The sequence below is a fragment of the Luxibacter massiliensis genome (genome assembly GCF_900604355.1).
GTDB classification, from domain to species: Bacteria; Bacillota; Clostridia; order Lachnospirales; family Lachnospiraceae; genus Luxibacter; species Luxibacter massiliensis.
Genome location: NZ_UWOE01000001.1, coordinates 1107936 through 1134295 on the forward strand (window position 1 = coordinate 1107936; position 26360 = coordinate 1134295).

25 protein-coding genes, 1 pseudogene and 1 riboswitch are annotated in these 26360 nt (G+C 48.7%); of the genes and pseudogenes, 24 read left to right on the forward strand and 2 right to left on the reverse strand.

Annotated features, from left to right (window positions below):
• Positions 1-74 precede the first annotated feature (74 nt).
• The 4 genes from prfB to EFA47_RS05255 all read left to right on the forward strand — a co-directional run bounded on the left by prfB (position 75) and on the right by EFA47_RS05255 (position 5212).
• Positions 75-1173 (forward strand): peptide chain release factor 2 gene (gene prfB / locus EFA47_RS05240; RefSeq protein ID WP_122642304.1). Its coding sequence is split into 2 segments (ribosomal slippage): positions 75-149 and positions 151-1173, totalling 1098 coding nucleotides; the frame shifts between segments, so codons are not numbered across the junction.
• A 222-nt stretch (positions 1174-1395) separates the two neighbouring features.
• Positions 1396-2613 (forward strand): homoserine dehydrogenase, encoded by a 1218-nt coding sequence (locus tag EFA47_RS05245; RefSeq protein WP_122644414.1) that lies wholly within the window; start codon positions 1396-1398, stop codon positions 2611-2613.
• A 154-nt stretch (positions 2614-2767) separates the two neighbouring features.
• Positions 2768-3973 (forward strand): cofactor-independent phosphoglycerate mutase, encoded by a 1206-nt coding sequence (locus tag EFA47_RS05250; RefSeq protein WP_122642305.1) that lies wholly within the window; start codon positions 2768-2770, stop codon positions 3971-3973.
• A 30-nt stretch (positions 3974-4003) separates the two neighbouring features.
• Positions 4004-5212, forward strand: coding sequence for an aspartate kinase (locus EFA47_RS05255; protein WP_122642306.1), 1209 nt, complete (start codon positions 4004-4006; stop codon positions 5210-5212).
• Between the two features lie 170 nt (positions 5213-5382).
• Here the strand turns inward: EFA47_RS05255 and EFA47_RS05260 are convergent, their stop codons facing one another.
• Both EFA47_RS05260 and EFA47_RS05265 read right to left on the reverse strand, forming a co-directional pair.
• Complete coding sequence (locus EFA47_RS05260; protein WP_122642307.1) at positions 5383-5766, reverse strand: helix-turn-helix domain-containing protein; 384 nt, start codon at positions 5764-5766, stop codon at positions 5383-5385.
• Between the two features lie 230 nt (positions 5767-5996).
• Positions 5997-6446 (reverse strand): CYTH domain-containing protein, encoded by a 450-nt coding sequence (locus EFA47_RS05265; RefSeq protein WP_122642308.1) that lies wholly within the window; start codon positions 6444-6446, stop codon positions 5997-5999.
• Between the two features lie 128 nt (positions 6447-6574).
• On the opposite strand from EFA47_RS05265, the gene EFA47_RS05270 reads away from it, so the two are divergent.
• The 20 genes and pseudogenes from EFA47_RS05270 (at position 6575) to cobM (ending at position 26350) form a co-directional block, all read left to right on the forward strand.
• Positions 6575-7126 (forward strand): DJ-1 family glyoxalase III, encoded by a 552-nt coding sequence (locus EFA47_RS05270; RefSeq protein WP_122642309.1) that lies wholly within the window; start codon positions 6575-6577, stop codon positions 7124-7126.
• Positions 7127-7436: 310 nt separating this feature from the next.
• Positions 7437-8723: pseudogene (tig, locus tag EFA47_RS05275) on the forward strand (trigger factor).
• Between the two features lie 95 nt (positions 8724-8818).
• Positions 8819-9400 (forward strand): ATP-dependent Clp endopeptidase proteolytic subunit ClpP, encoded by a 582-nt coding sequence (gene clpP, locus EFA47_RS05280; RefSeq protein ID WP_122642310.1) that lies wholly within the window; start codon positions 8819-8821, stop codon positions 9398-9400.
• Positions 9401-9423: 23 nt separating this feature from the next.
• Complete coding sequence (gene clpX / locus EFA47_RS05285) at positions 9424-10695, forward strand: ATP-dependent Clp protease ATP-binding subunit ClpX (protein ID WP_122642311.1); 1272 nt, start codon at positions 9424-9426, stop codon at positions 10693-10695.
• A gap of 84 nt (positions 10696-10779) precedes the next feature.
• Positions 10780-13131, forward strand: coding sequence for an endopeptidase La (lon, locus tag EFA47_RS05290; RefSeq protein WP_122642312.1), 2352 nt, complete (start codon positions 10780-10782; stop codon positions 13129-13131).
• A 2-nt stretch (positions 13132-13133) separates the two neighbouring features.
• On the forward strand, positions 13134-13736 hold the full coding sequence (yihA, locus tag EFA47_RS05295) for a ribosome biogenesis GTP-binding protein YihA/YsxC (RefSeq protein ID WP_122642313.1): 603 nt from the start codon (positions 13134-13136) through the stop codon (positions 13734-13736).
• A gap of 1 nt (position 13737) precedes the next feature.
• A complete protein-coding gene (gene ytvI / locus EFA47_RS05300; protein WP_122642314.1) occupies positions 13738-14880 on the forward strand; it encodes a sporulation integral membrane protein YtvI in 1143 nt (380 codons plus the stop codon).
• Positions 14881-15065: 185 nt separating this feature from the next.
• The gene (locus tag EFA47_RS05305) at positions 15066-16184 is read left to right on the forward strand and encodes a glycosyl hydrolase family 18 protein (RefSeq protein WP_122644415.1); all 1119 of its coding nucleotides are present in this window, start codon (positions 15066-15068) and stop codon (positions 16182-16184) included.
• Positions 16185-16236: 52 nt separating this feature from the next.
• A complete protein-coding gene (locus EFA47_RS05310) occupies positions 16237-16725 on the forward strand; it encodes a superoxide dismutase family protein (RefSeq protein WP_122644416.1) in 489 nt (162 codons plus the stop codon).
• 331 nt (positions 16726-17056) lie between these two features.
• Positions 17057-18151, forward strand: coding sequence for a cobalt-precorrin 5A hydrolase (locus EFA47_RS05315; protein WP_164689929.1), 1095 nt, complete (start codon positions 17057-17059; stop codon positions 18149-18151).
• 133 nt (positions 18152-18284) lie between these two features.
• Positions 18285-19088 (forward strand): precorrin-6A reductase, encoded by an 804-nt coding sequence (cobK, locus tag EFA47_RS05320; protein ID WP_122642316.1) that lies wholly within the window; start codon positions 18285-18287, stop codon positions 19086-19088.
• 103 nt (positions 19089-19191) lie between these two features.
• Positions 19192-19719 (forward strand): cob(I)yrinic acid a,c-diamide adenosyltransferase, encoded by a 528-nt coding sequence (locus EFA47_RS05325; protein ID WP_122644417.1) that lies wholly within the window; start codon positions 19192-19194, stop codon positions 19717-19719.
• Between the two features lie 87 nt (positions 19720-19806).
• Positions 19807-19992, forward strand: a riboswitch (cobalamin riboswitch).
• Positions 19993-20092: 100 nt separating this feature from the next.
• Entirely contained in the window at positions 20093-20842 is a 750-nt protein-coding gene (locus tag EFA47_RS05330) for an energy-coupling factor ABC transporter permease (RefSeq protein ID WP_122642317.1), read from the forward strand.
• A 1-nt stretch (position 20843) separates the two neighbouring features.
• On the forward strand, positions 20844-21167 hold the full coding sequence (locus EFA47_RS05335; protein ID WP_122642318.1) for an energy-coupling factor ABC transporter substrate-binding protein: 324 nt from the start codon (positions 20844-20846) through the stop codon (positions 21165-21167).
• A 22-nt stretch (positions 21168-21189) separates the two neighbouring features.
• Complete coding sequence (gene cbiQ, locus EFA47_RS05340) at positions 21190-21963, forward strand: cobalt ECF transporter T component CbiQ (RefSeq protein ID WP_122642319.1); 774 nt, start codon at positions 21190-21192, stop codon at positions 21961-21963.
• Positions 21960-22811 (forward strand): energy-coupling factor ABC transporter ATP-binding protein, encoded by an 852-nt coding sequence (locus EFA47_RS05345; RefSeq protein ID WP_122642320.1) that lies wholly within the window; start codon positions 21960-21962, stop codon positions 22809-22811. The genes cbiQ and EFA47_RS05345 overlap by 4 nt, the downstream gene beginning before the upstream one ends.
• A 15-nt stretch (positions 22812-22826) precedes the next feature.
• Positions 22827-23612, forward strand: a complete 786-nt coding sequence (locus tag EFA47_RS05350) for a sirohydrochlorin cobaltochelatase (RefSeq protein WP_122642321.1) — start codon at positions 22827-22829, stop codon at positions 23610-23612.
• Positions 23613-23636: 24 nt separating this feature from the next.
• On the forward strand, positions 23637-24821 hold the full coding sequence (cbiD, locus tag EFA47_RS05355) for a cobalt-precorrin-5B (C(1))-methyltransferase CbiD (RefSeq protein ID WP_122642322.1): 1185 nt from the start codon (positions 23637-23639) through the stop codon (positions 24819-24821).
• Positions 24818-25564 (forward strand): precorrin-2 C(20)-methyltransferase, encoded by a 747-nt coding sequence (cobI, locus tag EFA47_RS05360; RefSeq protein WP_122642323.1) that lies wholly within the window; start codon positions 24818-24820, stop codon positions 25562-25564. Before cbiD ends, cobI begins: the two co-directional genes overlap by 4 nt.
• Complete coding sequence (gene cobM / locus EFA47_RS05365) at positions 25565-26350, forward strand: precorrin-4 C(11)-methyltransferase (protein ID WP_122642324.1); 786 nt, start codon at positions 25565-25567, stop codon at positions 26348-26350. It begins immediately after the preceding gene.
• The last annotated feature ends 10 nt before the right edge of the window (positions 26351-26360 follow it).

Genomic DNA, 26360 nt, shown 5'->3' on the forward strand with positions numbered 1-26360 from the left:
TATGTGATACCATCTTGTGAGAAAGATTCATTTTGCGGCAGCTTAGTATTTAATTTAAGAAAGAGGTGAATAAGGTGGTATTGTCAGACGAACTGAGAACAAGACTGAGTGCATATGAGGAGCCGCTGAAAGATTTGAGGGATTCACTTTGACCTGGCGTCAAAGAAAAAAAGAATCGAAGAGCTGGAGCGTAAAATAGAAGAACCAGGGTTCTGGGACGATCCGGAAAAGTCCAGCTATACAATGAAGCATTTGAAAGGACTTCAGGAATCCGTAAAACAGATTGAGAAAATGTATGCAGATTATGAGGACATTGGCCTTCTGATTGAGATGTGCGATGAGGATCCAGACGCCGGGACTATCAAAGAGCTTGAGGAGGAATTGGGCAGATTTGAAGAGGAATTTGAAGAACTGCGTATCCAGACACTCCTGACAGGGGAGTATGACGCTAGCAACGCCATTGTAACTCTCCATGCCGGTGCCGGTGGGACGGAATCTTGCGACTGGGCAGGTATGCTGTACCGTATGTACAGCCGGTGGGCAGAGAAAAAGGGATTTAGCATAGAAGTATTGGATTATCTGGACGGAGATGTGGCAGGGATCAAGGGAGTCACTTTTGAAGTGGAAGGGGAGAATGCGTATGGATATCTCCGCTCTGAGAAAGGGGTACACCGGCTTGTCAGGATTTCTCCCTTTAATGCGGCTGGGAAGAGGCAGACTTCTTTTGCTTCCTGTGATGTGATTCCAGATATAGAAGATGACATTGATATTGAAATAAACGAGGATGAGTTGAGGATAGACACGTACCGTTCCGGGGGAGCGGGGGGACAGCATGTCAACAAGACTTCCTCGGCTGTGCGGATCACCCACCTTCCCACGGGTATTGTTGTGCAGTGCCAGAATGAGCGCTCCCAGCATATGAATAAAGATAAAGCGATGCAGATGCTCAAAGCAAAACTATATCTTTTAAAGCAGCAGGAGCAGGCAGATAAGGTATCAGATATACGCGGAGAGATGAAAGAAATAGGTTTTGGCAGCCAGATACGTTCCTATGTCATGCAGCCCTATACTATGGTAAAGGATCACCGGACCAATACAGAAATCAGCAATGTAAACAGTGTTATGGACGGCAATATAGACCCCTTCATCAACGCATATTTAAGTATACATTGATCCGCAGATTTATCTGCGGCAGCCCGCAAGGGCATAGAATAAGGGGTGCCCTGGGGGTATACATTGACCCGCAGATTTCTCTGCGGCAGTCCGCAAGGGCATAGAATAAGGGGCGCCCTGGGGGTATACATTGACCCGCAGATTTCTCTGCGGCAGTCCGCAAGGGCATAGAATAAGGGGTGCCCTGACAGAATAATGGAGAAGAAGGAAAAGGAGGAAAACATGGTAAATATAGCGGTATTGGGATATGGTACAGTGGGATCAGGGGTTGTGGAAGTGATCAACACCAACGGCGCACGTATTAACCAGAGAGTCGGGGATGAAATCAGTATTAAATACGTGCTGGATTTGCGGGATTTCCCCGGGGACCCGATTCAGGACAAGCTGGTCCATGATTTTGAAGTAATTATAAATGACCCGGATGTACAGATTGTGGTGGAGGTCATGGGAGGCATTGAGCCTGCATATACATTTGTGAAGCGCAGCCTCCAGGCGGGAAAAAGCGTGGCAACGTCCAATAAGGCCCTGGTGGCCAAGCATGGGGCCGAGCTTTTATCTATTGCCAGGGACCATCACATTAATTTCCTTTTTGAAGCCAGTGTTGGCGGTGGAATCCCAATTATCCGGCCTTTGAATTCTTCTATGACAGCGGATGAGATCGAAGAAATAACAGGCATTTTAAATGGGACAACAAATTATATGTTAAGTAAAATGTTCTATGAAGGTGCAGATTACGGTGAAGTCCTGAAGGAGGCGCAGGCGAAAGGCTACGCCGAGCGTAATCCTGAGGCAGATGTGGAAGGATACGACGCCTGCAGGAAGATTGCTATTTTATCCTCCCTGATATCAGGCCAGCAGGTAGATTTTGAGGACATCCATACAGAGGGGATTACAAAAATTACAAAAGAAGATATGCTCTATGCCAAAACCATGGGTATGACAATCAAGCTGCTTGCGATGAGCAAGAGATCTGGAGATCATTTAAATGCTATTGTAGCTCCCTATATGCTGCATAAGGAGCATCCCCTCTATAGTGTAAACGGCGTATTCAATGCAATATTTGTCCATGGAAATGTGCTTGGGGACGCTATGTTTTATGGAAGCGGCGCAGGGAAACTCCCCACAGCAAGCGCTGTAGTGGCCGATGTGGTAGATGAGGCGAAACATCTCAACAGGAATATTATGACAATGTGGAAGAGCGATAAATTGAACCTGCAGCCTATTTCAGACACCCGTAAAAGATTTTTTGTCCGCATCCAGGGAAATGCAGATGCCATGAAGGCACATTTGGAAAGCAGGTTTGGCCCAGTGGAGATTATAAAAGCTGAAGGGCTTGCCGAGGAGTTTGGTTTTGTAACAGAGGTGATGGCTGAGGGCGAGTATGAGAAATATGCAGCAGAATTTCCAAGCATTGTGCATATGATACGGGTGGAAGGCTGATAGGATAAGGAAAGCCAGTCTTTAGCCATACCTATCTGCCCTGCATCCGGCAGATAGAAGCTTGCTGTGCCTTTTTATCTGCGGCAGTTTCACGGCCCAGGCGTATTTTGAACCAGAAAAATTCTTGAATAGGCTCTAAAAGAGGTTAATAAATATGAAATATATTATTATATTGTGTGATGGCATGGCTGATGAGCCTGTCCCGGAGCTGGGGGGCCTGACGCCTCTTCAAAAGGCAGATACACCTAACTTGGATAAGCTCTCTGGAAAAGCAGAGACAGGCATGGTGCGCACGATTCCCCCAGGCATGAGTCCTGGAAGCGACACAGCCAACCTGTCAGTGATAGGCTATGACCCCAGAGTATACTATACAGGGCGTTCGCCGTTGGAAGCGCTCAGTATTGGCGCAGACATGCAGCCGGATGATGTGTCCTATAGATGTAATCTGGTGACTCTCACAGAGGAACAAAGTAAGTATGAGGACAGAATCATTTTAGACCACAGCTCGGGGGAAATCAGTACAGAGGACGGGGCAGTCCTTTTGGAGGCTTTAAAAGAAGGTCTGTGCAAAGAGGGTTACAAATTTTATGTGGGGACCAGCTACCGGCACCTGTTGATACACAAGCAGGGGAAGGCAGAGGAGCTGACGCCTCCCCACGATATACTTACCAGGAGGATTGGAAGTTATCTTCCGGAAAACCCAGTTCTGCGGGAGATGATGGAGAAAAGTTATGAGATTCTTTCCATACATCCCCTGAATATACAAAGAAAGCAGGCAGGCCTCAATCCGGCTAATTCAGCTTGGTTCTGGGGCGCCGGCACAAGGCCTGCACTGGACTCCTTTGAGGAGAAGTACCACAGGAGGGGCGCCATGATTTCTGCAGTGGACCTGCTCAAAGGGATTGCAGCCGGCGCAGGGATGAAAAATATCTCTGTAGAAGGCGCCACCGGAGGGTTGGATACGAATTATGGGGGCAAGGCCCACGCAGCGGCAGATGCATTACTGAAGGATGGTTTTGACTTTGCCTATATACATGTGGAGGCGCCGGATGAGATGGGGCACCAGGGGAATGTATATAACAAAATTAAGGCAATTGAGAACATTGACCACTATATTGTCGGCCCTCTGCAGCAGCTTATGGCCCAGGAAGGGGAAGACTTCCGTATGCTGGTGCTGCCAGACCATCCCACGCCTGTTGGGATACGGACACATACAGCCGATCCGGTTCCTTATCTGCTCTATGACAGCAGGAAGGCAGCCAGGGGCATGCCGGCATATAATGAGATAAATGCTATGGGCACCGGGAGGATGGAAGAGAATGGCTATAAGCTTATCTCACATCTTTTTGGAGGAATTTAAAAATTTGCCGGTGTAGGTTAGGAGGATAACATGCTGATAGTAAAAAAATTTGGAGGCAGTTCAGTTGCTGATAAAGAACGGATTTTCCGTGTGGCAGAACGGTGTATTGAAGAATACCAGAAAGGAAATGATGTGATCGTTGTTTTATCGGCCATGGGAGATACTACGGATGAGCTGATTGAAAAAGCGAAAACGATTGCGCCGCAGCCATCCAAAAGGGAGATGGATATGCTGCTGACAACGGGAGAACAGGTTTCTGTATCCCTCATGGCTATGGCCATCCAGTCCCTGGGCGTGCAGGCTGTTTCGCTGAATGCATTCCAGGTGGGGATGCACAGTACTTCTGCCTATGGAAATGCCAGGTTTAAGAGAGTAGACGCAGAGAGAATACGCCATGAGCTGGATTCCAGGAAGATCGTGATTGTGACCGGATTCCAGGGAATAAATAAATACGAGGATTATGCAACCCTTGGCAGGGGAGGGTCTGATACAACGGCTGTAGCAATCGCAGCCTCTCTGCATGCCGACGCCTGTGAGATTTATACGGATGTGGACGGAGTATATACAGCCGACCCGAGAATTGTAAAAAATGCGAGGAAGCTGGACGCCATAAGTTATGACGAAATGCTGGAACTGGCTTCCCTGGGGGCGAAAGTCCTGCACAACCGTTCCGTGGAGATGGCAAAAAAATACGGGGTGCAGCTTGTGGTGCGCTCCAGTCTGAACAGAGAAGAAGGGACGGTAGTCAAGGAGGTAGTTAAAATGGAAAAAATGTTAATCAGCGGAGTGGCTTCTGACAAGAATACATCCAGAGTGTCTGTGATCGGTGTGGATGATAGGCCTGGCGTTGCATTTAAAATATTTAATACATTGGCGAGAAAGGGAATTAATGTGGATATTATCCTGCAGTCCGTGGGACGCGCAGGGACGAAAGACATTTCCTTTACTGTGGCAACGGATGATTTAAACAGCACCCTGGCTACCCTGGAAGAAAATAAAGAAATCTTGACTATCCAGGAAATCAACCATAAAGACAATGTGGCAAAGCTGTCTATTGTGGGTGCAGGCATGATGAGCAATCCGGGCGTTGCCGCCAAGATGTTTGAGGCTTTGTTCAATGCGGGAGTCAATATCAATATGATCTCTACTTCTGAGGTAAGGATTACCGTACTGATAGATGAGAAGGATGTGGAGAGGGCCATGGTCGCAGTCCATGACGGATTTGGCCTGGCAGAATAGGAAAGCAACATAAAAAAGAAAAGGCTGAGGATTTGGCAGTATAGATTGATTCCAAATCTCTGGCCTTTTCTTTTGTTTTTATTCCCGTATGAGAAATTCTAAGGTGAGTGTGAAGAGCGCACCGCAAAGAATACCCCTAACCCAAATGTTTAGCCGAACTGGAAGCCGGCCTATTCTGTCTGGTGATAAAGAAACTTATCTACGATTTTCTTATCTTCATCGGACAGTGTACGGTACTTCTTAAGTACGTCTACTTCATTTTGTGTGAGATAGATGGTATCTCCACTTTCTATTTCCAGTCCCGGAGTAAATGGCCCTAAGTTCTCCTTGACGGTCCCGTTGGTGGCAAAGGTATGCTTGACCAAGTCATCCAGGGAAATGCCATAGATCTGGGACAGCCTGACGAGCAGATCTAAATCAGGAGTGCGTTTACTTGTCTCATAATTAGAGTAAGCCTGTCTTGAGATATTGAGCTTGTCACTGATTTTCTGCTGGGTATATCCGTGAGCTTTTCTGAGTATATATAAGTTATCGACCAGCTGTATATTTGACAAAACGGCACCTCCATCCACAGGGTTATTGGAAATTCTCCATAAATTATAACAACTTTCCCTGTAAATAGAAATGTATGCACCGAAACGTAACTTTATACTGAAAAGCAACGCTGGGTTGCTATCGGGGTTGAAAAATACTTACTATATTAATATATACACTTAAAATTGTCCTGTAATCTGTACCAGAGGGCCTCTTTGTGTATAGAACGGGACAAAGGCCACTAGCCGGCTTATAGGGAGCTGAGCGTACTGTTGTGGTACTGGGAGGAAAAAGTGACGTCTTCACCAAACCAGGAAGGAGGCTGGAAATGTTCAGCGGTCTCCTCATCCGGGAATTCTACTTCTGCCAGTATCAGTGGTGCAAGGTCTCCCTGAAAAATATCAAGCTCAACCGTCAGTCCGCATTTGAGAGGAAGCATATATCTGTCTTTTATGATAAACTTCCCATCTGCCTTAGGCTTTAAGTGCTCGTATGATGAGAGATCCAGGCTGAGGTTATACTCCTCCCGGATCATCAGTCCTTTTGATTTATATGTCAGCATATAATCTTCATTGTCACGCCGGATTCTGATAACTGGGTCGGTACAGAGATAACCCTGTTCAATATGCCTGCAGGGAAAAGCTGTATAACCCTTAGGAAGATTTGTTTTTTCTATCAGATACTTGCGTTCAATTTCCATGTCATCGGCCCCCTCATTTTTTCTATATCATAATACAACCTTACACAAATGTAAACCGTTGCATTTAGGAAAAGGATTTGATACACTGTGAACGGATATAGAAAACGCAAGACGGGAGGAAGAGAAGTATGGAGAAGGTGAGCATTTTTCTTGCAGATGGATTTGAGGAGATAGAAGGACTTACTGTGGTGGATCTGCTCAGAAGGGCAGGGGTAAACGCAGAGACTGTCTCAGTGGCAGGAAAACTGGACGTGGCAGGGGCCCATGGCATTTCAGTAAAGGCGGACGTGCTTTTTGAGGAAGCGGATTTTTCAGATACAGATATGCTTGTACTTCCAGGCGGGATGCCAGGTACAGTGCATTTGAAGGAGCACAAGGGACTTGAGAAACTTCTTATAGATTTTTATAATCAGGAGAAATATATTGGGGCAATCTGCGCGGCGCCGGGGATTTTGGGGGGACTGGGCCTCCTTAAGGGCAGACGTGCCTGCTCCTATCCTTCCGTTGAAGATAAATTGGAAGGGGCATATGTTGTCCAGGATCCAGTTACTGTGGACGGCAGAGTGATTACCAGCCGGGGGATGGGGACGGCCATGGCCTTCGGACTGGCTCTGATTGCAGAGGCCCGGGGCGCAGAAAAGGCAGAGGAGATCAGGAAGTCAGTCCTGTATGCGGGTTAGGACTTTGGGCATACCCTAAAGGCGCCTTTTGCAGGCAGGGATGAAAAGTCCCTGGAAATGGGGAATATCCCATAAAAAGTACTGGAAATATGTACCCGAATGTGCTATACTGTTCCAATGACTGCGAATGTATACCTTGAGGGTATCCTGCACCCCATGTATCGGCTGGTTTACAGCTTAAGCCAGAGGAGGATGTGTCTTCTCAGGCAGGGACATATCCGAAAGGTATCCCAGTGGACAAGGATATCTGTTTTTTGCTGGGGATCAGGATTCGCATTTTATATGGTACGAATCAAGGAGGAAAATAAAAATGAGTTTACAGGTAGAAAAGTTAGATCATAACATGGTGAAGCTGACGGTTGAGGTACCGGCAGAGGATGTGGAGAAAGCGCTTCAGGCAGCTTACTTAAAGCAGCGCAGGCAGATTAATATACCAGGCTTCCGTAAAGGGAAAGTACCAAGGCAGATGATCGAGAAGATGTATGGGCCGGAAGTGTTCTACGATGAAGCGGCAAACAAGATGATTCCTGAGGCATATGGGAATGCATATGATGAGTGCGGGCTGGAGCTTGTATCCCAGCCGGCCATTGACGTAGTACAGATGGAAAAAGGGAAACCGTTTATTTTTACAGCAGAAGTGGCTGTGAAACCAGAGGTAGTTCTCGGCGAATATAAGGGAATGAAGGTAGATAAGATCTCTACAAGAGTGACGGCCAAGGAAGTGGATGCAGAGATTGACAAAGAGAGAGAACGTAATGCCAGGACTATAGATGTGACAGACCGTGCCGTGGCGGACAAGGACCAGGTGACGCTTGATTTTGAGGGGTTTGTTGACGGAGAACCGTTTTAGGGCGGCAAAGGCGAGAACTACCCTCTGACGATTGGATCAGGGGCGTTTATTCCCGGCTTTGAGGAGCAGCTCATCGGCACGGAGCTGGGCAAGGAGGTTGAAGTAAAAGTGACCTTCCCAGAAGAGTATCAGGCAAAAGAGCTGGCTGGCAAGGACGCTGTATTTAAATGCACGGTCCATACAATCAAGGCAAAAGAGCTTCCTAAGCTGGACGACGAATTTGCCTCCGAGGTATCTGAGCATGAGACGTTAGAGGAATATAAGGCAGAGATTAAGAAGAATATTAAAGAGCGCAAAGAGCGCGAAGGGAAAGAGAAGAAAGAAGACCAGGCTGTAGATTTGGCAGTGGAGAATGCACAGATGGACATTCCTGAGGCTATGATCGATATGCAGGTGAAACAGATGGCTGATGATTTCACACGGAGGATTCAGCAGCAGGGGCTTTCTGTTGAACAGTATTACCAGTTCACAGGCATGACAGAGGAGAAGATGCTTGAAGAATTAAGGCCTCAGGCTGTGAAGCGTATTAAGACAAGGCTTGTCCTGGAGGCAGTGGTGAAGGCTGAGAACATCGAAGTATCAGAGGAGCGCCTGGAAGAAGAACTGAAGAAGATGGCTGAGATGTACCAGATGGAAGTTGACAAGTTAAAAGAATTTATGGGTGAGAATGAGAAGAACCAGATGAAGAATGACATTGCCGTACAGGATGCAGTAACCTTTATTGCAGAGGCGGCAGAGGAGGTGTAGGCAGGCTGCCGCTAGTGCCTGTCAAAGGGGGGATACCCGGTGAGGCGCCGCCAAAGTGCGGCAGAATTAATGCGAGATAAGCAGGAGGGACATAAATGAGTTTAGTACCTTACGTCATTGAACAGACGAGCCGTGGAGAACGCTCCTACGACATTTATTCAAGATTATTAAAAGAGAGAATCATTTTCCTGGGGGAGGAAGTAAATGATGTGTCTGCCAGTGTGGTAGTCGCACAGCTTCTTTTCCTGGAGGCGGATGATCCGGACAAAGATATTCAGCTGTATATTAACAGTCCAGGGGGATCTGTTACTGCCGGACTGGCAATCTATGACACAATGCAGTATATCAAGTGTGATGTGTCTACCGTATGTATCGGCATGGCTGCCAGCATGGGCGCCTTCCTTCTGTCAGGAGGCAAGAAAGGCAAACGCTTTGCGCTGCCAAATGCGGAGATTATGATCCATCAGCCTTCAGGCGGGGCACAGGGCCAGGCTACGGAGATCCAGATTGCAGCAGAGCATATTCTGAGGATGCGCCGCAGGCTCAATGAGATGCTGGCCCAGAACACAGGGCAGAGCCTGGATGTCATCAAGGTAGATACAGAGAGGGACAATTTTATGTCCGCTGCAGAAGCAAAGGAATATGGATTAATAGATGAAGTGATTGCCAGTCATTAATGGCAGTATGAGGTGAAAGTAGTATGGCAGGAAAAGTAAGTGATGATACAGTGAGGTGTTCCTTCTGTAATAAGACACAGACACAGGTGCGCAAACTGATTGCAGGCCCAAACGGAGCATTTATCTGCGATGAATGTATTGATGTATGTGCAGAGATTATTGAAGAAGAATTCGAGTACGATGAAAGAAAAGGGTTTGAAGATATTAATCTGCTGACACCAGAGGAGATAAAAGCATTTCTGGATGAATATGTAATTGGCCAGGAAGAAGCCAAAAAAGTACTGTCTGTTGCTGTGTATAATCATTACAAGCGTATCATGGCTGAGCAGGATTTAGGCGTGGAGCTGCAGAAGAGCAACATATTGATGCTCGGGCCTACAGGATGTGGCAAGACACTGCTTGCCCAGACACTGGCGAAAATATTGAATGTTCCTTTTGCCATCGCAGATGCCACTGCCCTGACAGAGGCAGGGTACGTGGGGGAGGATGTGGAGAACATCCTGCTGAAGGTGATACAGGCTGCGGACGGCGATATCGAGCGGGCGGAGCATGGCATCATTTATATAGATGAAATTGATAAGATAACAAGAAAATCTGAAAACCCTTCCATTACCCGGGATGTATCCGGCGAGGGAGTACAGCAGGCGCTGCTTAAGATTATTGAGGGAACAGTCGCCTCCGTACCGCCTCAGGGGGGCAGGAAGCATCCCCATCAGGAACTGATCCAGATAGACACCACAAATATTCTGTTCATCTGCGGCGGGGCCTTTGAGGGTATTGATAAGCTTATTGAGACCAGGCTGGACAAGAAATCTATCGGGTTTAATGCTGAGATTGCGTCAAAGCATGAGGAGAATGTGGATGTACTTCTGCACCAGGTTTTGCCCCAGGATCTAGTGAAGTTCGGGTTAATCCCTGAGCTGGTGGGACGTCTGCCAGTGACTGTCTCGCTGGATATGCTTGATCGGGAGGCGCTGATCAGAATCCTGACAGAGCCAAAGAGTGCAATTGTGAAACAGTACCAAAAGCTGCTGGAGTTAGACGGGGTGAGGCTGGAATTTGACAGGGAAGCCCTTGATGCCATAGCAGAGACATCCCTTGCCAGAAAGACAGGGGCCAGAGGACTGCGGGCAATTATGGAAGATATTATGATGGATACGATGTTTAAGGTTCCGTCTGATGATACAATCAAAGGATGCCGGATAACAAAGGATGTAGTGAAAGGGACGGGAATACCATTGTATGAGTGCGATGGAAAAGAAAGAAGATCGTTTCTGACTTCAGAGAGTGCGTAATAGATTGGGGCGGGTGCAATGGATATAACCATGTATCCGCCCTTTCATTTTATATAGAAATGGAAGGAAGGGAGGAGGATTAGAATGGGCAGTGAAAGGAAAAGCTTTCCCATGGTTGCGCTGCGCGGCATGACCATTATGCCGGGGATGGTGGTTCATTTTGATGTGAGCCGGGGGCGGTCCATTGCGGCTATACAGGAGGCCATGGCGGAAGAACAGAAGATATTTATTGTGGCCCAGAAGGACATGGAGGTAGATGAGCCAAAGCAGGAGGATTTGTACAGAGTCGGCACGGTGGGCACGGTCAAACAGATTATCAAGCTGCCCAAGCATATCCTGCGGATTTTGATATCGGGCGAGGCAAGGGGCGTCCTCCAGGAAATTGAATATGAGGAGCCTTATCTTAGGGCCCAGGTAGAAGTCATTGACGACAAAGATATTGTGATCCCAGAGGACGTAAATGGCCAGGCTATGGAGAGAGGCCTGAAGGATATGTTTGTGGATTTTGCTTCCAAGAATGGCAAGCTGTCCAAAGAGTCAGTGGCCCAGATTTTGGAGATTAAGGATTTGAGGAAGCTGGTTGATGAGATTGCAGCTAATATCCCCCTATATTATACGGACCAGCAGGCAATCCTGGATGAGACAGATTTCTGGAAAAGATATGAGGCGCTGGCCTTCAAGCTGGTCAATGAAGCCCAGATTATGGATATCAAGGATGAGATCCAGATGAAGGTCAAAGAGCGTGTGGATAAGCATCAGAGGGAGTATATACTCAGGGAACAGCTAAAGCTGATCCGTGAAGAGCTGGGTGACGATACAACCCAGTCAGACGCAGAGGAGTTTGAGAAAGCTGCCCAGGCATTGAAAGCGCCCAAGGAAGTAAAGGAAAAATTGGGGAAGGAGATCAGGAGATTCAAAAGCTCATTGAACAGTCCGGCAGAGAGCGGAGTCATCAGAAATTATATTGAGACGCTTTTGGAAATGCCCTGGAATAAATCTGTAAAAGACAGCAATAATATTGAGTATGCCCAAGAGATTTTAGATGCAGACCATTATGGCCTGGAACAGGTAAAAGAGAGAGTGCTGGAATTTCTGGCAGTCCGTTCCCTTACAAAGAAGGGGGAGAGTCCCATACTATGTCTTGTGGGGCCGCCGGGCACTGGAAAGACTTCGGTTGCAAAGTCTCTGGCCAGAGCATTAAAGAAACCCTATGTGAGGATTTCCCTGGGAGGCGTGAGGGATGAGGCCGAGATCAGGGGGCACAGAAAGACTTATGTGGGGGCCATGCCCGGGCGAATTGCAAATGCCCTTAAGACGGCAGGAGTAAGAAACCCTGTGCTGCTCCTAGATGAGATTGATAAAGTGAGTACAGATTATAAAGGGGACACATTTTCCGCGCTTCTGGAGGTACTGGACAGTGAGCAGAACCACAAATTCCGTGACCACTACCTGGAGGTGCCCCTGGACTTGTCTGAAGTATTATTTATTACAACGGCAAATACGCTGCAGACAATACCCCGCCCACTTTTAGACCGGATGGAGGTCATCGAGGTCAGCAGTTATACAGAGAATGAGAAACTCCACATTGCCCAGGAACACATGATTCCCAAACAGCTTGATAAGCACGGCTTAAAACCAGGGCAGCTTTCTTTCAGCAGGCAGGCTATTTGGAAGATGGCACGTAATTATACAAAGGAAGCCGGCGTTCGGCAGCTGGAGAGAGAAATTGGAAATATTTGCCGGAAAGCTGCAAAAGAGATACTGACAACCGATAAGAAAAGGGTTACAATAACAGAAAAGAATCTTCACAAGTACCTGGGCAAAGAGAAGTATACCTATCAGATGGCGAATGTATCCGATGAGGTTGGGATCGTGCGTGGACTTGCCTGGACAAGCGTAGGCGGGGACACGCTGCAGATTGAGGTCAATGTGATGCCCGGAAGCGGGGAAATCATGCTGACAGGGCAGCTCGGCGATGTAATGAAGGAGTCTGCAAGGACAGGCATCAGCTATATCCGTTCAGTGAGCCGGGAATATGAGATTGAGGAAGATTTTTTTGAAAAGAATGATATCCATGTCCATATCCCGGAAGGGGCCGTGCCAAAGGACGGCCCGTCTGCAGGCATCACAATGGCCACGGCCATGATATCAGCCATCACAGGGCAAAAAGCCAGGGCAGATCTGGCCATGACAGGGGAAGTGACGCTGCGCGGCAGGGTGCTGCCCATAGGAGGCCTCAAGGAAAAGCTGCTGGCGGCTAAAAACGCAGGGATTAAGACAGTGCTGGTCCCCAAAGAGAATGAGGCCGACGTGGCCGAAATCTCCCAGGAGATTACAAGGGGACTGGATATCAGGCCGGTGGAAAGCATGGAACAGGTATTAAAAGCAGCGCTGCTTTATAAAGCAGATGGGAAAGAGAAACAGACAGGAGAATAGGTATGGTAATCAAAAATGTCAATTTAGAGACAGTCTGTGGAATTACAAGCGTCCTGCCGGACAATGATAAACCGGAAATTGCCTTTGCCGGCAAATCCAATGTGGGAAAGTCTTCATTGATCAACGCCCTGATGAACCGGAAATCCTATGCCAGGATTTCGGCTGCCCCGGGCAAGACGCAGACGATAAATTATTATAATATAAATGAGGAACTGTATCTTGTGGACCTGCCTGGCTATGGGTATGCAAGGGTGTCGGAGAAGGAGAAAGAGCAGTGGGGGAAGATGGTAGAACGGTATCTCCACAGTTCCAAACAGCTTAAGGCTGTATTCCTGCTTATTGATATACGCCATGACCCTTCTGCCAATGATAAAGTAATGTACCAGTGGATTTTGAGCCAAGGGTACCGTCCCGTGATCATTGCGACTAAGTCAGACAAACTGAAACGGAGCCAGATTCAGAAACATGTGAAGATGGTGAGTGAGGGACTGGGACTGGCGCCGGGGACAAAACTGATTCCTTTTTCTTCTGTCACGAAGCAGGGGCGGGAGGATATATGGCAGTTTATAGAGGAAGAGTATTTAGACAGAACAGAGGTGGAATAGTATGGAGAACAGGCGGCCCTACTGGCAGGTTGCTGTAAGCCTTATTTTCAGCCTTGCGGCCACAGCCGCGTTTGTCATAATCGGAGTGAAGGCAATCGGGTATCTGATGCCCTTTGTGGTGGGATGGATTATTTCAGCCATTGCCACTCCGCTGGTAAACTGGCTTGAAAAGAGACTGAAGATCGTAAAAAAGCTGGGTTCGGCTTTGATTGTAATCGTCGTGCTCGGACTGATTGTGCTGGCCTTGTATGTGACTGTGACCAGGATATCAGAGGAAGTGGGGGATTTAGTGAAAAATTTCCCTGAATTGTATGCACAGTTGGAGGACGGGCTCAGGCAGATAGGAAGTACCCTGTCAGGGGCATTCTCAAGGCTGCCCGAGGCAGTACAAAATGGCTGGAATGCCCTTGTGAAAAACCTGGATCAGTCTGCAGGCGACATGGTATCCAGAATCAGCCAGCCCACAGTCACCGCAGCGGGAAATTTTGCAAAGAAGCTGCCGTCATACTTGATTTCTTTTATTGTGGCCCTTATGTCTGCATATTTTTTTACGGTGCAGAGGGAAGAGGTAATCCAGTGGCTGAAAAAGGTCTCGCCGCCGTCAGTTGAGAAGCGGATGAGCCTGGTGATGGATAACTTAAGATATGCCGTGGGAGGCTATTTTAAGGCACAGTTTAAAATTATGGCGGTTGTCTTTCTCATTCTTTTTGTAGGATTTATTGTACTTGGCGTACATTATTCTGCATTGATTGCCTTTTTAATCGCCTTTTTGGATTTCCTTCCTTTCTTTGGGACAGGCACGGCCATGATACCATGGGCCTTATATAAGTTTTTGATGGGGGACTATAAGCTGGCTGTTGCGCTTGCTATTATCTATGTGGTGACACAGCTTGTCAGACAGCTCCTCCAACCTAAACTGGTGGGTGACAGTATGGGGATGAATCCTCTGGTGACGCTGCTGCTGCTTTATATAGGCTACAGAGTAAGCAGTGTGCTGGGGATGATCTTGGCAGTGCCCATTGGCATGGTCCTGATCAATATGTGCCAGGCAGGCGCATTTGACTATATCCTGGATGATGTCCGTATCCTGGTGGAAGGCATACTGGGACTTAGGGATGGACAGGATGGAAAGAAGGACGGCTAAAGCGTGTTTGAAAATTGCTTTTTTGGATGACTTGTACTGGGAATATCATCCTGGGTGTATATGGCAGAAGCTTGGGATCCGCTATACTAAAATGTCAGGGCCGCCGGCAGGGACATCTTAAAAATAAAGTCTATAAGAATATCCGGGTACACCTCCTCATATGCTTTTTATGGGGAGGTGATTTTATTATTTATGTTGTAAACAGTGGGGATACGCTGTTTTCTATTGCAGAAAAGACAGGTGTGCCGGTCTGGAAGATCGTCTATGATAACCAGCTTGCAGATCGGGAACAGCTGGCGGTGGGGCAGGCGCTTCTGCTCCTGCAGCCTGGGGAATCGGGCAGTATGAGAGGGGATATGTATGTCCTGGGATATGCATATCCTTTTATTGAGCCTTATATACTTGAACAGGCCCTGGGGGCCCTGGATGAGCTTTTAGTATTTTCCTATGGGTTTACTTTTGAAGGCGAACTTGTGCCTCCGTCCACAGATGACCTCTGGCTGATTGAGTCTGCCTGGGAAAATAATGTTCTGCCTATGCTCGTACTGACCCCTTTTTCAGGAGGGGCCTTTAATAACCAGCTGGTAAAGGTACTCACGGAGAATACCGAAATCCAGGACAGGGTCATCATGAATCTTCTGGCTGCAGTAGAGGACAGAGGATATGCGGGCGTGAGCATTGATTTTGAATATATATTGCCTGAGAATAAAGATTCCTTTGCTGTATTTACGGGCAGGTTAAAAGAGGCCCTGCACGCAGAAGGATACCGGCTTTCTGTGGCCCTTGCCCCAAAAACGTCCAGGGAGCAGGAGGGGATCCTGTATCAGGGGATGGATTATGCCAGACTGGGGGAAAATACAGATTACGCTATATTGATGACGTATGAATGGGGATATACTTATGGGCCTCCCATGGCCGTGGCCCCGCTTAATAAGGTGAGGCAGGTGGTGGAATTTGCCGTAGGGCAGATACCTCCTGCAAAGCTGCTTATGGGAATACCTAACTATGCCTATGACTGGCCTCTCCCTTATGAGAAGGGGATTACAAAGGCAAGAACAATAGGCAATGTGGAGGCTGCCAGGCTGGCGGCTGAGAATGGGGCCAGGATTGCATTTGACGGGACGGCTATGTGCCCCCATTTCTTGTATGCCAAGGATGGCGTATCCCATCAGGTATGGTACGAAGATCCCAGGAGTATTGAAGCGAAACTGAACCTGGCAAAGGAATATGGCTTAAAGGGAGTGGGGTATTGGAATTTGATGCGTCCTTTCCGGGCAAACTGGCTGATGCTGGATAGGCAGTAGAATGGAACCTTTTGTATATCTGTGCATATACTGGGCAGAGGAGGATGATGTTATGGTAGAAAAATTAAATGGGATGCCCGAGGCATACGCAGAAATCCACGGCTCAGAGAAATACCCGGAAATACATGGGAGAGTGTACTTTTTTGAGGTTCATGGGGGAACAATTGTGATGGCAGAGATCTATGGGCTGCCTGATATGGAAAAACAGGATATGGGTGAGTTTTTTGCTTTCCACATCCATGAAGGAGAAACATGTACAGGGAACGCACAGGATCCATTTGCCGATGCGGGGATGCATTTTAATCCAGGGCATACGGAGCACCCGGACCATGCGGGGGATCTGCCGCCTCTTCTCTCTACCAAAGGCGCGGCATGGAGCTCAGTTTATACAGGGCGGTTTTATCCAGAGGACATAATTGGCAGGACAGCTGTGATACACAGCCATCCAGACGATTTTAAGACCCAGCCTTCCGGGGGCAGTGGAGAAAAAATCGCCTGTGGTGAAATAAAAGAGTGGATGATCCAGCCCAGGGAAAGGTAAGAGGAAGGAAACTGAGAGCATACAAGAGATATGTACATGAAATGCCGGGGAAATAAAGAGAATACCCGGACAGACCAGCGTGCAGGCCTAAAAGAGAGGCCTGCACGCTGTGTATTCCCGCGGGCAGCAAGCCAAGGGGACATGCGTATATGTCCAGCAGGCAGCCGCCCCCAGGGCCTGTAACCTGGATATCCGCATTGCTGCTAGTTAGATGCCCCGTTTGCCTGCATGGGGATCTTTGGCTGCTGTGAGTTAAGGTGCATTGTCTTTTTAAATCCCATGTACTATAATGATACATGTAAATGCCACAGAAGCAATGGAGGAGGCAGAGATGGAAAGTCCCCATAATATAGAATATAAGGATACAATTATCATGATCAGCTTCACGGAGGCAGGGAGCAGGCTGAATGGCAGGCTGAATAAGAAGTTTGGCGCCCTGGGCAGGGTCTGTGAAAGTTATACAGTTGAGAGGTTTGCAGGAAAATATGGACTGAACCCCTTAAAAGAGGATATGAAGGCATGGATTGGGGCGCGGTGGGGAAGGGCAGCCTTCTTTTTCATCGGGGCAGCAGGGATCGCCGTCAGGTACATTGCGCCGTGGGTGAAGGACAAGTTTTCGGACTCCCCGGTTGTGGTGATGGATGAAAAAGGAGAGTTTGTCATTCCACTTTTGTCCGGCCATGTGGGGGGAGCCGTGGATCTGGCCCGGTTTGCTGCCGCTTGTACAGGGGCGGTGGGCGTGTTCACTACAGCCACAGATATACAGCATAAATTTGCGGTGGATGTATTTGCCAAAAGGAATGGCCTTAAAATTGGCAGCCGGGAACTGGCAAAGCGTATCTCTGCCGCTGTCCTGGAACAGGAAAAAATCGGATTTTACAGCGACCTGGAGATAAGAGGGGAGGTTCCCGAGGGAATATATATGTGCAGCAGCAGGGAACTTTCTAAGTATAAATATGGGATTGCCGTTTTAAGTGAGGGCGGCAGGCACATAGAAAGATTCCAGGGGATGGATATTCTCTGCCTGTCTGAAAGGGCAGAATATGTGGTGGGGATTGGCTGCCGCAGGGGGGCCGCGAAGGAGGCGCTGGAGGCTGGGTTTGGGCAAGTCATGGCGGCAAACCAAGCTGCCTGTACACAGGCCGTTGCCTTTGTGAGTATTGATTTAAAGAAAGAGGAGCAAGGACTGATACAGCTGGCAGAGGCATACGGCATTCCTTTGGTGACTTTTTCTGCCCGTGAGCTGAGCCGTGTGGAAACCGTCAGTTCTGGCTCTCCGTTCGTTCAGAAGGTGACAGGGGTGGATAATGTCTGTGAACGTGCGGCACGGCTTTTCTGTGCAGAGGGTGAGCTGGTGCAGCCTAAGATATGCCTGGAGGGCGCTGCTTTTGCCTTGGTTAAAAAGAGGCCCGTCCTTTATTTTTAAAGCGCACGGCTCCTATAAACTGGGCCGGTCCATAGTCCTGAAAGGGACAATGGCCTGCACATTTGGATGATTCAATATCTGACTGAACATCAGCAGTTTGAGCAGGCAGATACGATAAGAAGCAGGAGGAAGAATGGGTAAGGGAGAAAAGGAAACGATAGGATACAGAATACAAATCCTGCTTTTTGCAGGGACTACCGAGGGCAGGCTGCTGGCAGATGCATTCAGGGAGCTACCAGTCCAGGTGTATGTCAGTACAGCCACACAGTATGGGAAAGAATGTGTCATGGAGAGCGAAAATGTCAAGGTTATGGCAGGGCGGATGGATGAAAAGGAGATTGCCCGTTTTATAGAGGAACATGGTATCAGCCTGGCCGTAGACGCCACCCATCCTTTTGCGGAGATTGTGACGGAGAATCTAAGGAATGCCTGCCAAAAATGTAATATAGAATACATCCGGTGCCTGCGGGAGGCCGGGAACCAGAAACCAGGGTCAGAAGGGGACATTGTATTCACAGATTCTGTGGAAAACGCGGTGGAGTTTCTAAAGGCCACCAGGGGGAATATACTGATTGCCACAGGCAGTAAGGAGCTGTCTCTGTACACAGAAATAGAAGATTACCAGGCCAGATGCTACGCTCGGGTTCTATCAACCTTGGAATCTGTCAGAAGGAGTACTGAGCTGGGATTTCAAGGGGCACATCTGATTGCCATGCAGGGGCCCTTTGGGGTGGATATAAACAAAGCCATATTAAGGCATATTAAGGCTTCCTATTTTGTGACGAAAGAGTCTGGAAAAACAGGAGGATTTGAGGAGAAGCTGGAGGCCGCCAGGCAGACCGGGGCAGTCCTTGTGGCAGTGGGAAGGCCCAGGGAAACAGGCTTGGATGTTGAACAGACAAAAGCCTATGTGGTCCAAAAAGCAGCCGAGGCTTAAGAGAACGCGAAAAGCAGAAAAGAGGCGGCCTTATGGCGAAATGAAATTGCATATTATATGGGAATATGGTAATATTATCCCTGTGACTGGGGGAGGTGAGCGGATGGACAGAGGACTGGTACATATTTACTGCGGAGATGGAAAAGGGAAGACCACTGCAGCTACGGGACTGGCGGTCCGGGCGGCAGGCTGCGGGAAGAAAGTCCTGTTTGCCCGTTTTCTTAAAAATGAAAATTCCGGGGAATTACGTGTTTTGGAACAGATTCCAGAGATTGACGTCATGCATCCTGAACAGTCCCATGGGTTTTACTGGACGCTGGATGAAGGGCAGAAGGCTAAGGCCAGGGAAGTATATAGAAAATTCTGGGACGTAATACAGGGGAAAATAAGGGCGGGCGGTTACTTTATGCTGGTTATGGATGAGTTTATGGCCGCATACAGGTACGGGTTCATTCCCTCTGAAGAGGCATTGGAGCTTCTGAAGGAGAATCCCCAAGGGTTGGAAATCATTCTCACCGGCAGGGACCCGGCGGAGGAACTGGCTGCCCTTGCAGACTATGTGTCCGAGATAAGTAAAGTAAAACATCCCTTTGACCGGGGGATAAGGGCAAGGAGGGGGATAGAGTATTAATCACTTCCCACATTGGAAACAGGCCAACAGGGGGGACCCTTTGGTATAGATGCGCCGGGTATGGCATACCGGCACAAAATATTCAAATCCTGCAGACAATTTAAGAGAAGGCCGCCTATGGGCGGCAGGGGAAGCAGGTCAGAATCCTGCACAATACCCGTTGCTGTATTAGAGGAGTGGTATTCCATTAGGTCACTGTAGATATATCTATGGGAAGGCGGAATACTGTGAGGATACTTAAGTCAGAACACCCGCTCTTAAATGGATTTGGATGGTTACGGGGATATAGCCGGGTGTTTGCTGCAGATCTCATTCGATTTTGTGGTGACCCTGGAATATTTCAGACAAAATCACAAAAAAGGAGAGAGAACACATGTCAAAGAAAGAAAAAACCTTACTCAGGGCATCCATAGCTTTTGCGGTTATGTTTGCCTTCGCACCAGCTGCAAATGCGATGCACATAATGGAAGGGTATCTTCCAGTATCTTTTTGTGTTGCATGGGGAGTTATCTGTGTCCCGTTTCTGGCGGCTGGTTTCATTTCCCTGAAAAAGAAGTTAATGGAAAACCGGAAGACCATCACCCTGATCGCCATGTCAGGCGCTTTTATTTTCGTTATTTCCTCCCTTAAGATCCCGTCTGTTACGGGCAGCTGTTCCCACATGACAGGGACGGGCCTGGGGGCAATCCTGTTTGGTCCAGTATCAGTCAGTGTGCTGGGAATCATCGTGCTTCTGTTCCAGGCTATACTGCTGGCACATGGGGGACTGACTACCTTAGGCGCCAATACATTTTCTATGGCAATCGCAGGGCCTTTTGTTTCTTTCGGAATTTATAAGCTCTGTACGAAGCTGAAGGTAAACAGGAAGGTATCCGTATTTTTAGCTGCCTGTCTGGGAGATTTATTTACATATTGCGTGACCAGCATCCAGCTGGCCCTGGCCTATCCTTCAGAGTCTGGCGGAATGGCCGCTTCGGCTGTGAAGTTTCTGGGGATATTTGCGCCCACCCAGCTTCCTCTGGCAATCATAGAGGGAATCCTCACAGTTGTCATTGTCATTGCCATGGAATCTTATGCAAGGCCAGAACTTAAGGCCATTGGTTTTTTGAAGGAGGCGAAGTAAGATGAGTAAGAATACAAAGTTAGTTATAATCCTGTTAATGATTGCCGCCCTTATTGCAGTGGTTCCTCTGTTTGCCCTCAAGGGGGCGGAGTTCGGCGGATCCGACGATGCAGGCAGTGTGATGGTGGAAGAAATACACGGAGAATATACACCCTGGTTTACCCCTGTGCTGGAGACTGCATTGGACGGGGAACTCCCTGGAGAAGTGGAAAGCCTGATCTTCTGCATACAGACTGGGATTGGCGTGGGAATCATCGCCTTTGTCATGGGACGTTTTGTGGAAAGAAAGAAGTGGGTGGAAAAAGAAGGGAAGGCAGAGAATTAGTCTGCAAAAAGAGGAAGAAAATATGATTGTAGTAGATAAGCTCTGCTATCGCTCAAAACTCCGGTATATAAATGCAGGAGAAAAATTTGCTTTTTCTATGGCCACACTGATGATCTGTATTGCCAGCCGTTCAGCCATAATAGCTGTAATTGTTTTATTGCTGGATGCTTACCTCACTGTAGCAAGGGGGGGGATCCCTTTTAGGAAGTATATAAGGCTTATGTCTGTTCCTTTTGTATTTCTTATATTAAGTACATTGGCAATTATTGTTAATATTTCAAAGATCCCACTGGATGCCTACGCGGTGCCAGTGGGAACCTTTTTTATCACAGGAAGCAGGGCATCCCTGATGTTCGGCGTACAATTAATCCTGACAGCTATGGCTTCTGTGTCCTGCCTGTATTTCCTGTCACTGAACACAACCATGACGGATATAGTATATGTCCTGAAAAAGCTTTACTGCCCCGGGCTGCTGATAGAATTGATGCTGCTGGTGTACCGGTTTATCTTTGTGCTTATGGAGACTGCCTCGGCGATCATGGTTTCCCAGAAATCCAGGCTTGGGAACTTAAACTTTAAGACCTCTGTGTCATCCTTCGGGCAAATGGGGGCGGGACTGTTTATCCGTGCCTTCAGGCGTTCTAACGCCCTGTACGACGCCATGGAATCAAGGTGCTACGATGGGAGGATAGAGGTCCTCAATGAACAGCGGCCGGCCAGGGCAAAGGAAATTGCCATGATTGCTGTATTTGAGCTTTTACTGCTGGCGTTTACCATAGGGAGGGGACTTATATGAGCGGAGAAAATGAAGATATTATTTTGGAGGCGCGGGATATATATTATACTTATGAGGAGGGAGGCCCCCCTTCTCTCAATGGAGTAAGCCTAAAGATAAAAAAAGGGAAAAAAGTCGCTTTTATGGGGGCCAATGGCTGTGGGAAATCTACTTTCTTTTTGTGCTGCAACGGCATAATCCGGCCAGACCGGGGAGAGGTTCTGTTCCAGGGAAAAACTCTGGATTATTCCAGGAAAGGACTGCTGGATCTCAGGAGAGGGGTACAGATTGTATTTCAGGATCCAGATAATCAGTTATTTTCAGCCAGTGTGTATCAGGAAATTTCCTTTGGGCCCATGAACCTTGGGATCCCTGAGGAGGAGGCACGCCGGGACATCGAAGAGGTGATTGCATACCTGGAAATCACGCCCTTTCGGGACAGGCCGGCCCATGCGCTGAGCGGAGGGCAGAAAAAGCAGGTGTCAGTAGCCGACGTGCTTGTGATGCACCCGGAGGTGATTATATTAGATGAGCCGGCCGCCGCCCTGGATGCAAAGCATACAAAAAAGGTAAACGAGATCGTAGACCGGCTGGCGGGACAGGGGATTACAATTCTGATGGCCACCCATGATATCAACTATGCCCTTGGCTGGGCGGATGAGATTGTGCTGATGCATGAAGGGAAGGTTCTGCTGCAGGATGATCCCCTGACTGTATGCTCCAACCGTGAGGCCCTGGCTATGACGAACCAGGAGGAGCCGGCAGTGCTTCAATTATTTGACAAGATGGTAAAAAAAGGAATGTTAGATTCCTCCATGGAGCCTCCTGTGAATATGGGGGAGCTTTACGGGTATATAGAGAAGAGTTAATGAGAAGGAGGCATTATGGAAAGAAAAGCAGGCGCCAGAAAGGCCATTCTTATAGTGAGCTTTGGCACAAGCCATTTGGATACGCTGGAGAAAAATATTGCACAGATTGAAAGGCAGGCGGGAGAGACATTTCCCGACTATAAAATATACAGGGCTTTTACAAGCCACATGATACTCAGAAAATTAAAGAAGAAAGAGAATCTCTCTATTTTTACGGTGCAGGAGGCCATGGGGCAGATGGCGGCGGACGGCATTGAAAGTGTGGTTGTACAGCCTACGCATATAATCAATGGAATTGAAAATGACAGGATGCTCAGTGATGTGGAGGAGTATGCAGACAAATTCAAAAAAATCCGGATTGGGGCCCCTCTGTTGACCAGTGTGGAGGATTATAAGAAATCCATCCACGCCGTCATGGCAGAGGCAGGGCTTAAGGAGGATGAGATACTGGTATTGATGGGGCACGGCACTGACCACCACGCCAACGCGGCTTATCCAACTCTGGAATATACGTTCCATTCCCTGGGCTATAATCAGGTCCTGGTGGGGACAGTAGAGGGGTTTCCAGATTTGACAAATGTGATGGCTAAATTGGAGATTGCCGGCAGGAAAAAGGTGGTCCTCATGCCGTTCATGGTTGTGGCAGGGGACCACGCCAAAAATGACATGGCGGGGGAGGAAGATTCCTGGAAAAGCGAACTTAAAGAGGCTGGATATGAGGTGAAAGCTATTATCAGGGGCCTTGGAGAAATGCAGGGGATCCGGAACATCTATATGGAACACATTGAAGCCGTGATTTAAGCTGTGTGAAAAAAGGAGAGACAGATGCAGCAGGAGAATGCAAAAGGGCAGCAGGGGGAGCTTGTGTGGAAGAACCAAAAAAAGCTCAGATCTGGCTATACAACAGGAAGCTGCGGCGCTGCGGCAGCCAAGGCCGCCGCATATATGCTTTTGTCAGGGGAAAGGGCAGAACAAGTATCACTCCTGACTCCCAAAGGTGTACTCCTTTATCTGGAAGTGGAGGAAATAACATTTGGAGAGGATTTTGTAAGCTGTGCTGTGCGGAAGGACAGCGGGGACGACCCGGATGTGACAGATAAAGTCCTGGTTTTTGCCCAGGTCAGCCGGTGCCCGGGGACCGGACTCATCCTGGACGGCGGCGAGGGGGTAGGCAGAGTCACGAAAAAAGGACTGGAACAGAAGATCGGCGAAGCTGCCATCAACAGGGTGCCCCGCCGGATGATTCTGGAGGCAGTTGATGAACAGAGGGAAAAGGCCAGATATACCGGAGGGCTTAAGATTATCATTTCTGTGCCCGGAGGGGCAGACCTGGCAAATAGGACTTTTAACCCAAGGCTTGGGATCCAGGGGGGGATCTCGATCCTGGGCACCAGCGGGATAGTGGAGCCCATGAGTGAAAAAGCGCTTATAGATACTATATACCTGGAAATGAAGGTCTTAAAAGAGAACGGGCATGACTGGTGTTACGTTGTCCCTGGGAACTATGGGAGTGATTTTTTGGCCCAGGCTCTGGGGTTTGACGGGGAGATGGCTGTCAAATGCAGTAATTATATTGGAGAGATGATTGACGCCGCTGTGGGACTGAAGATGAAAGGAGTTTTTCTGGTGGGCCATGTGGGGAAACTGATTAAATTGGCGGCGGGGGTCATGAATACCCATTCCAGACAGGCGGACTGCAGGATGGAGGTATTTGCCGCCCATGCCGCCATGGCAGGGGCGCCCTGCGGCATAGTAAAAAGGCTGATGGAATGTGTGACCACTACAGAGGCAGTGGAGATATTAAAAAAAGAAGGGCTGCTTAAGGAGGTCATGGGGACTGTCATGAAGCGGATTGATTTCTATCTGAGGCAGCGGGCCGGGGGGCAGCTGCAAATCGGAGCGGCTGTATTCTCGCTGGAAGAGGGAATCCTGGGGGTGACAGCCTGTGCAGAAATGATGTTGGCCAGCGCTGGGCTAAGAGAGCAGACACAAAAGGAGAAAGCAGAATGAGTGGTATTTTTTATGGAATCGGAGTAGGGCCGGGGGATCCAGAACTTCTTACAATCAAAGCGGCCAGATTAATCAGGGAATGTGATGTTCTGGCTGTTGCAGTGTCCGGCTTTGGCCTGTGTGCGCCGGTGTTTGAGGAAGCCGGGGAAAAAAAAGTGCCCGGGCAGTATCTGGACCACTGTGTGGCATACCAGATTGTGCTCGGGGCAGTGCCGGAAGCGGCGGAGAAGGATAAGCTGTATCTGCCTATGCCCATGGTGAAGGACAAAGAGAGGCTGAAGCAGATCCATGACGCCTGCGCAGACTGCACACAGGAACAATTGCGCAGAGGAAGATCCGTGGCTTTTATTACATTGGGGGATCCCACTGTTTATTCTACATGCCTGTACGTCCATAAACGGCTGAAAAGGCGGGGGGCAGACACCCGCCTCATTCCCGGAATCCCTTCTTTCTGCGCCGCGGCGGCCAGAATGGACACAGGACTGGCCGAAAATAAGGAGGAGCTGCATATCATACCTGCTTCCTATGGAGTGGAGGAAAGCCTGGGACTGCCAGGGACGAAAGTCCTGATGAAAGCTGGGAGAAAAATGCCTGAGGTGAAACAGGCCGTCCGGGACAGGGGACTTGCAGTACAGATGGTAGAAAACTGCGGCATGGATAATGAACATATATACTGGGGAACCGAGGAAATACCAGAGGATGCAGGGTATTATTCCCTAGTGATTGTGAAGGAGGGAAAATAAATGGTCGTATTTGTGGGGGCAGGCCCCGGGGCAGAAGATCTGATTACTGTGAGAGGACAGAGGCTGTTGGCCCAGGCCGATATTATTGTATATGCGGGTTCCCTCGTAAATCCTGGCCTGCTGGATATCAAAAAACAAAACTGCCGTGTATATAATAGTGCCTATATGACCCTGGAGGAAGTGTTAGATGTCATGATACAGGGGGAGAGGGACAATAAAAGGGTGGTGCGGCTCCACACAGGCGACCCTTGTCTGTACGGCGCAGTCCGGGAGCAGATGGATGGACTGGAGAAGGCGGGGGTTGCCTATGAGGTATGCCCGGGCGTCAGTTCCTTCTGCGGGGCGGCCGCAGCTCTTGGGGCAGAGTATACTCTGCCTGGAATTTCCCAGTCTGTTGTGATTACCAGGATGGCGGGCAGGACTGCGGTGCCCCAAAAAGAATCCATAAAAGACTTTGCCGCACATCAGGCGACTATGGTGGTTTTTCTGAGCACAGGCATGCTGCCCGCCCTCGCCGCAGAACTTCAGGCAGGGGGGTATGCTTCGGAGACTCCGGCGGCTATTGTCTATAAAGCCTCATGGCCCGATGAGAAAGTGCTGCGCTGTACTGTGGGCACCCTGGCAGATACAGCCAGGCGGGAGGGAATCACAAAGACAGCCTTGATTGTAATAGGGGATATTTTAGGGGGAGGGTATGAGCGGTCAAAGCTGTATGACCCTACCTTTGGCACAGAGTTCCGCAGTGCGGTGAAAGGAGAGGGGACAGATGGGACAGATCCAGAATAACAGACAGGGA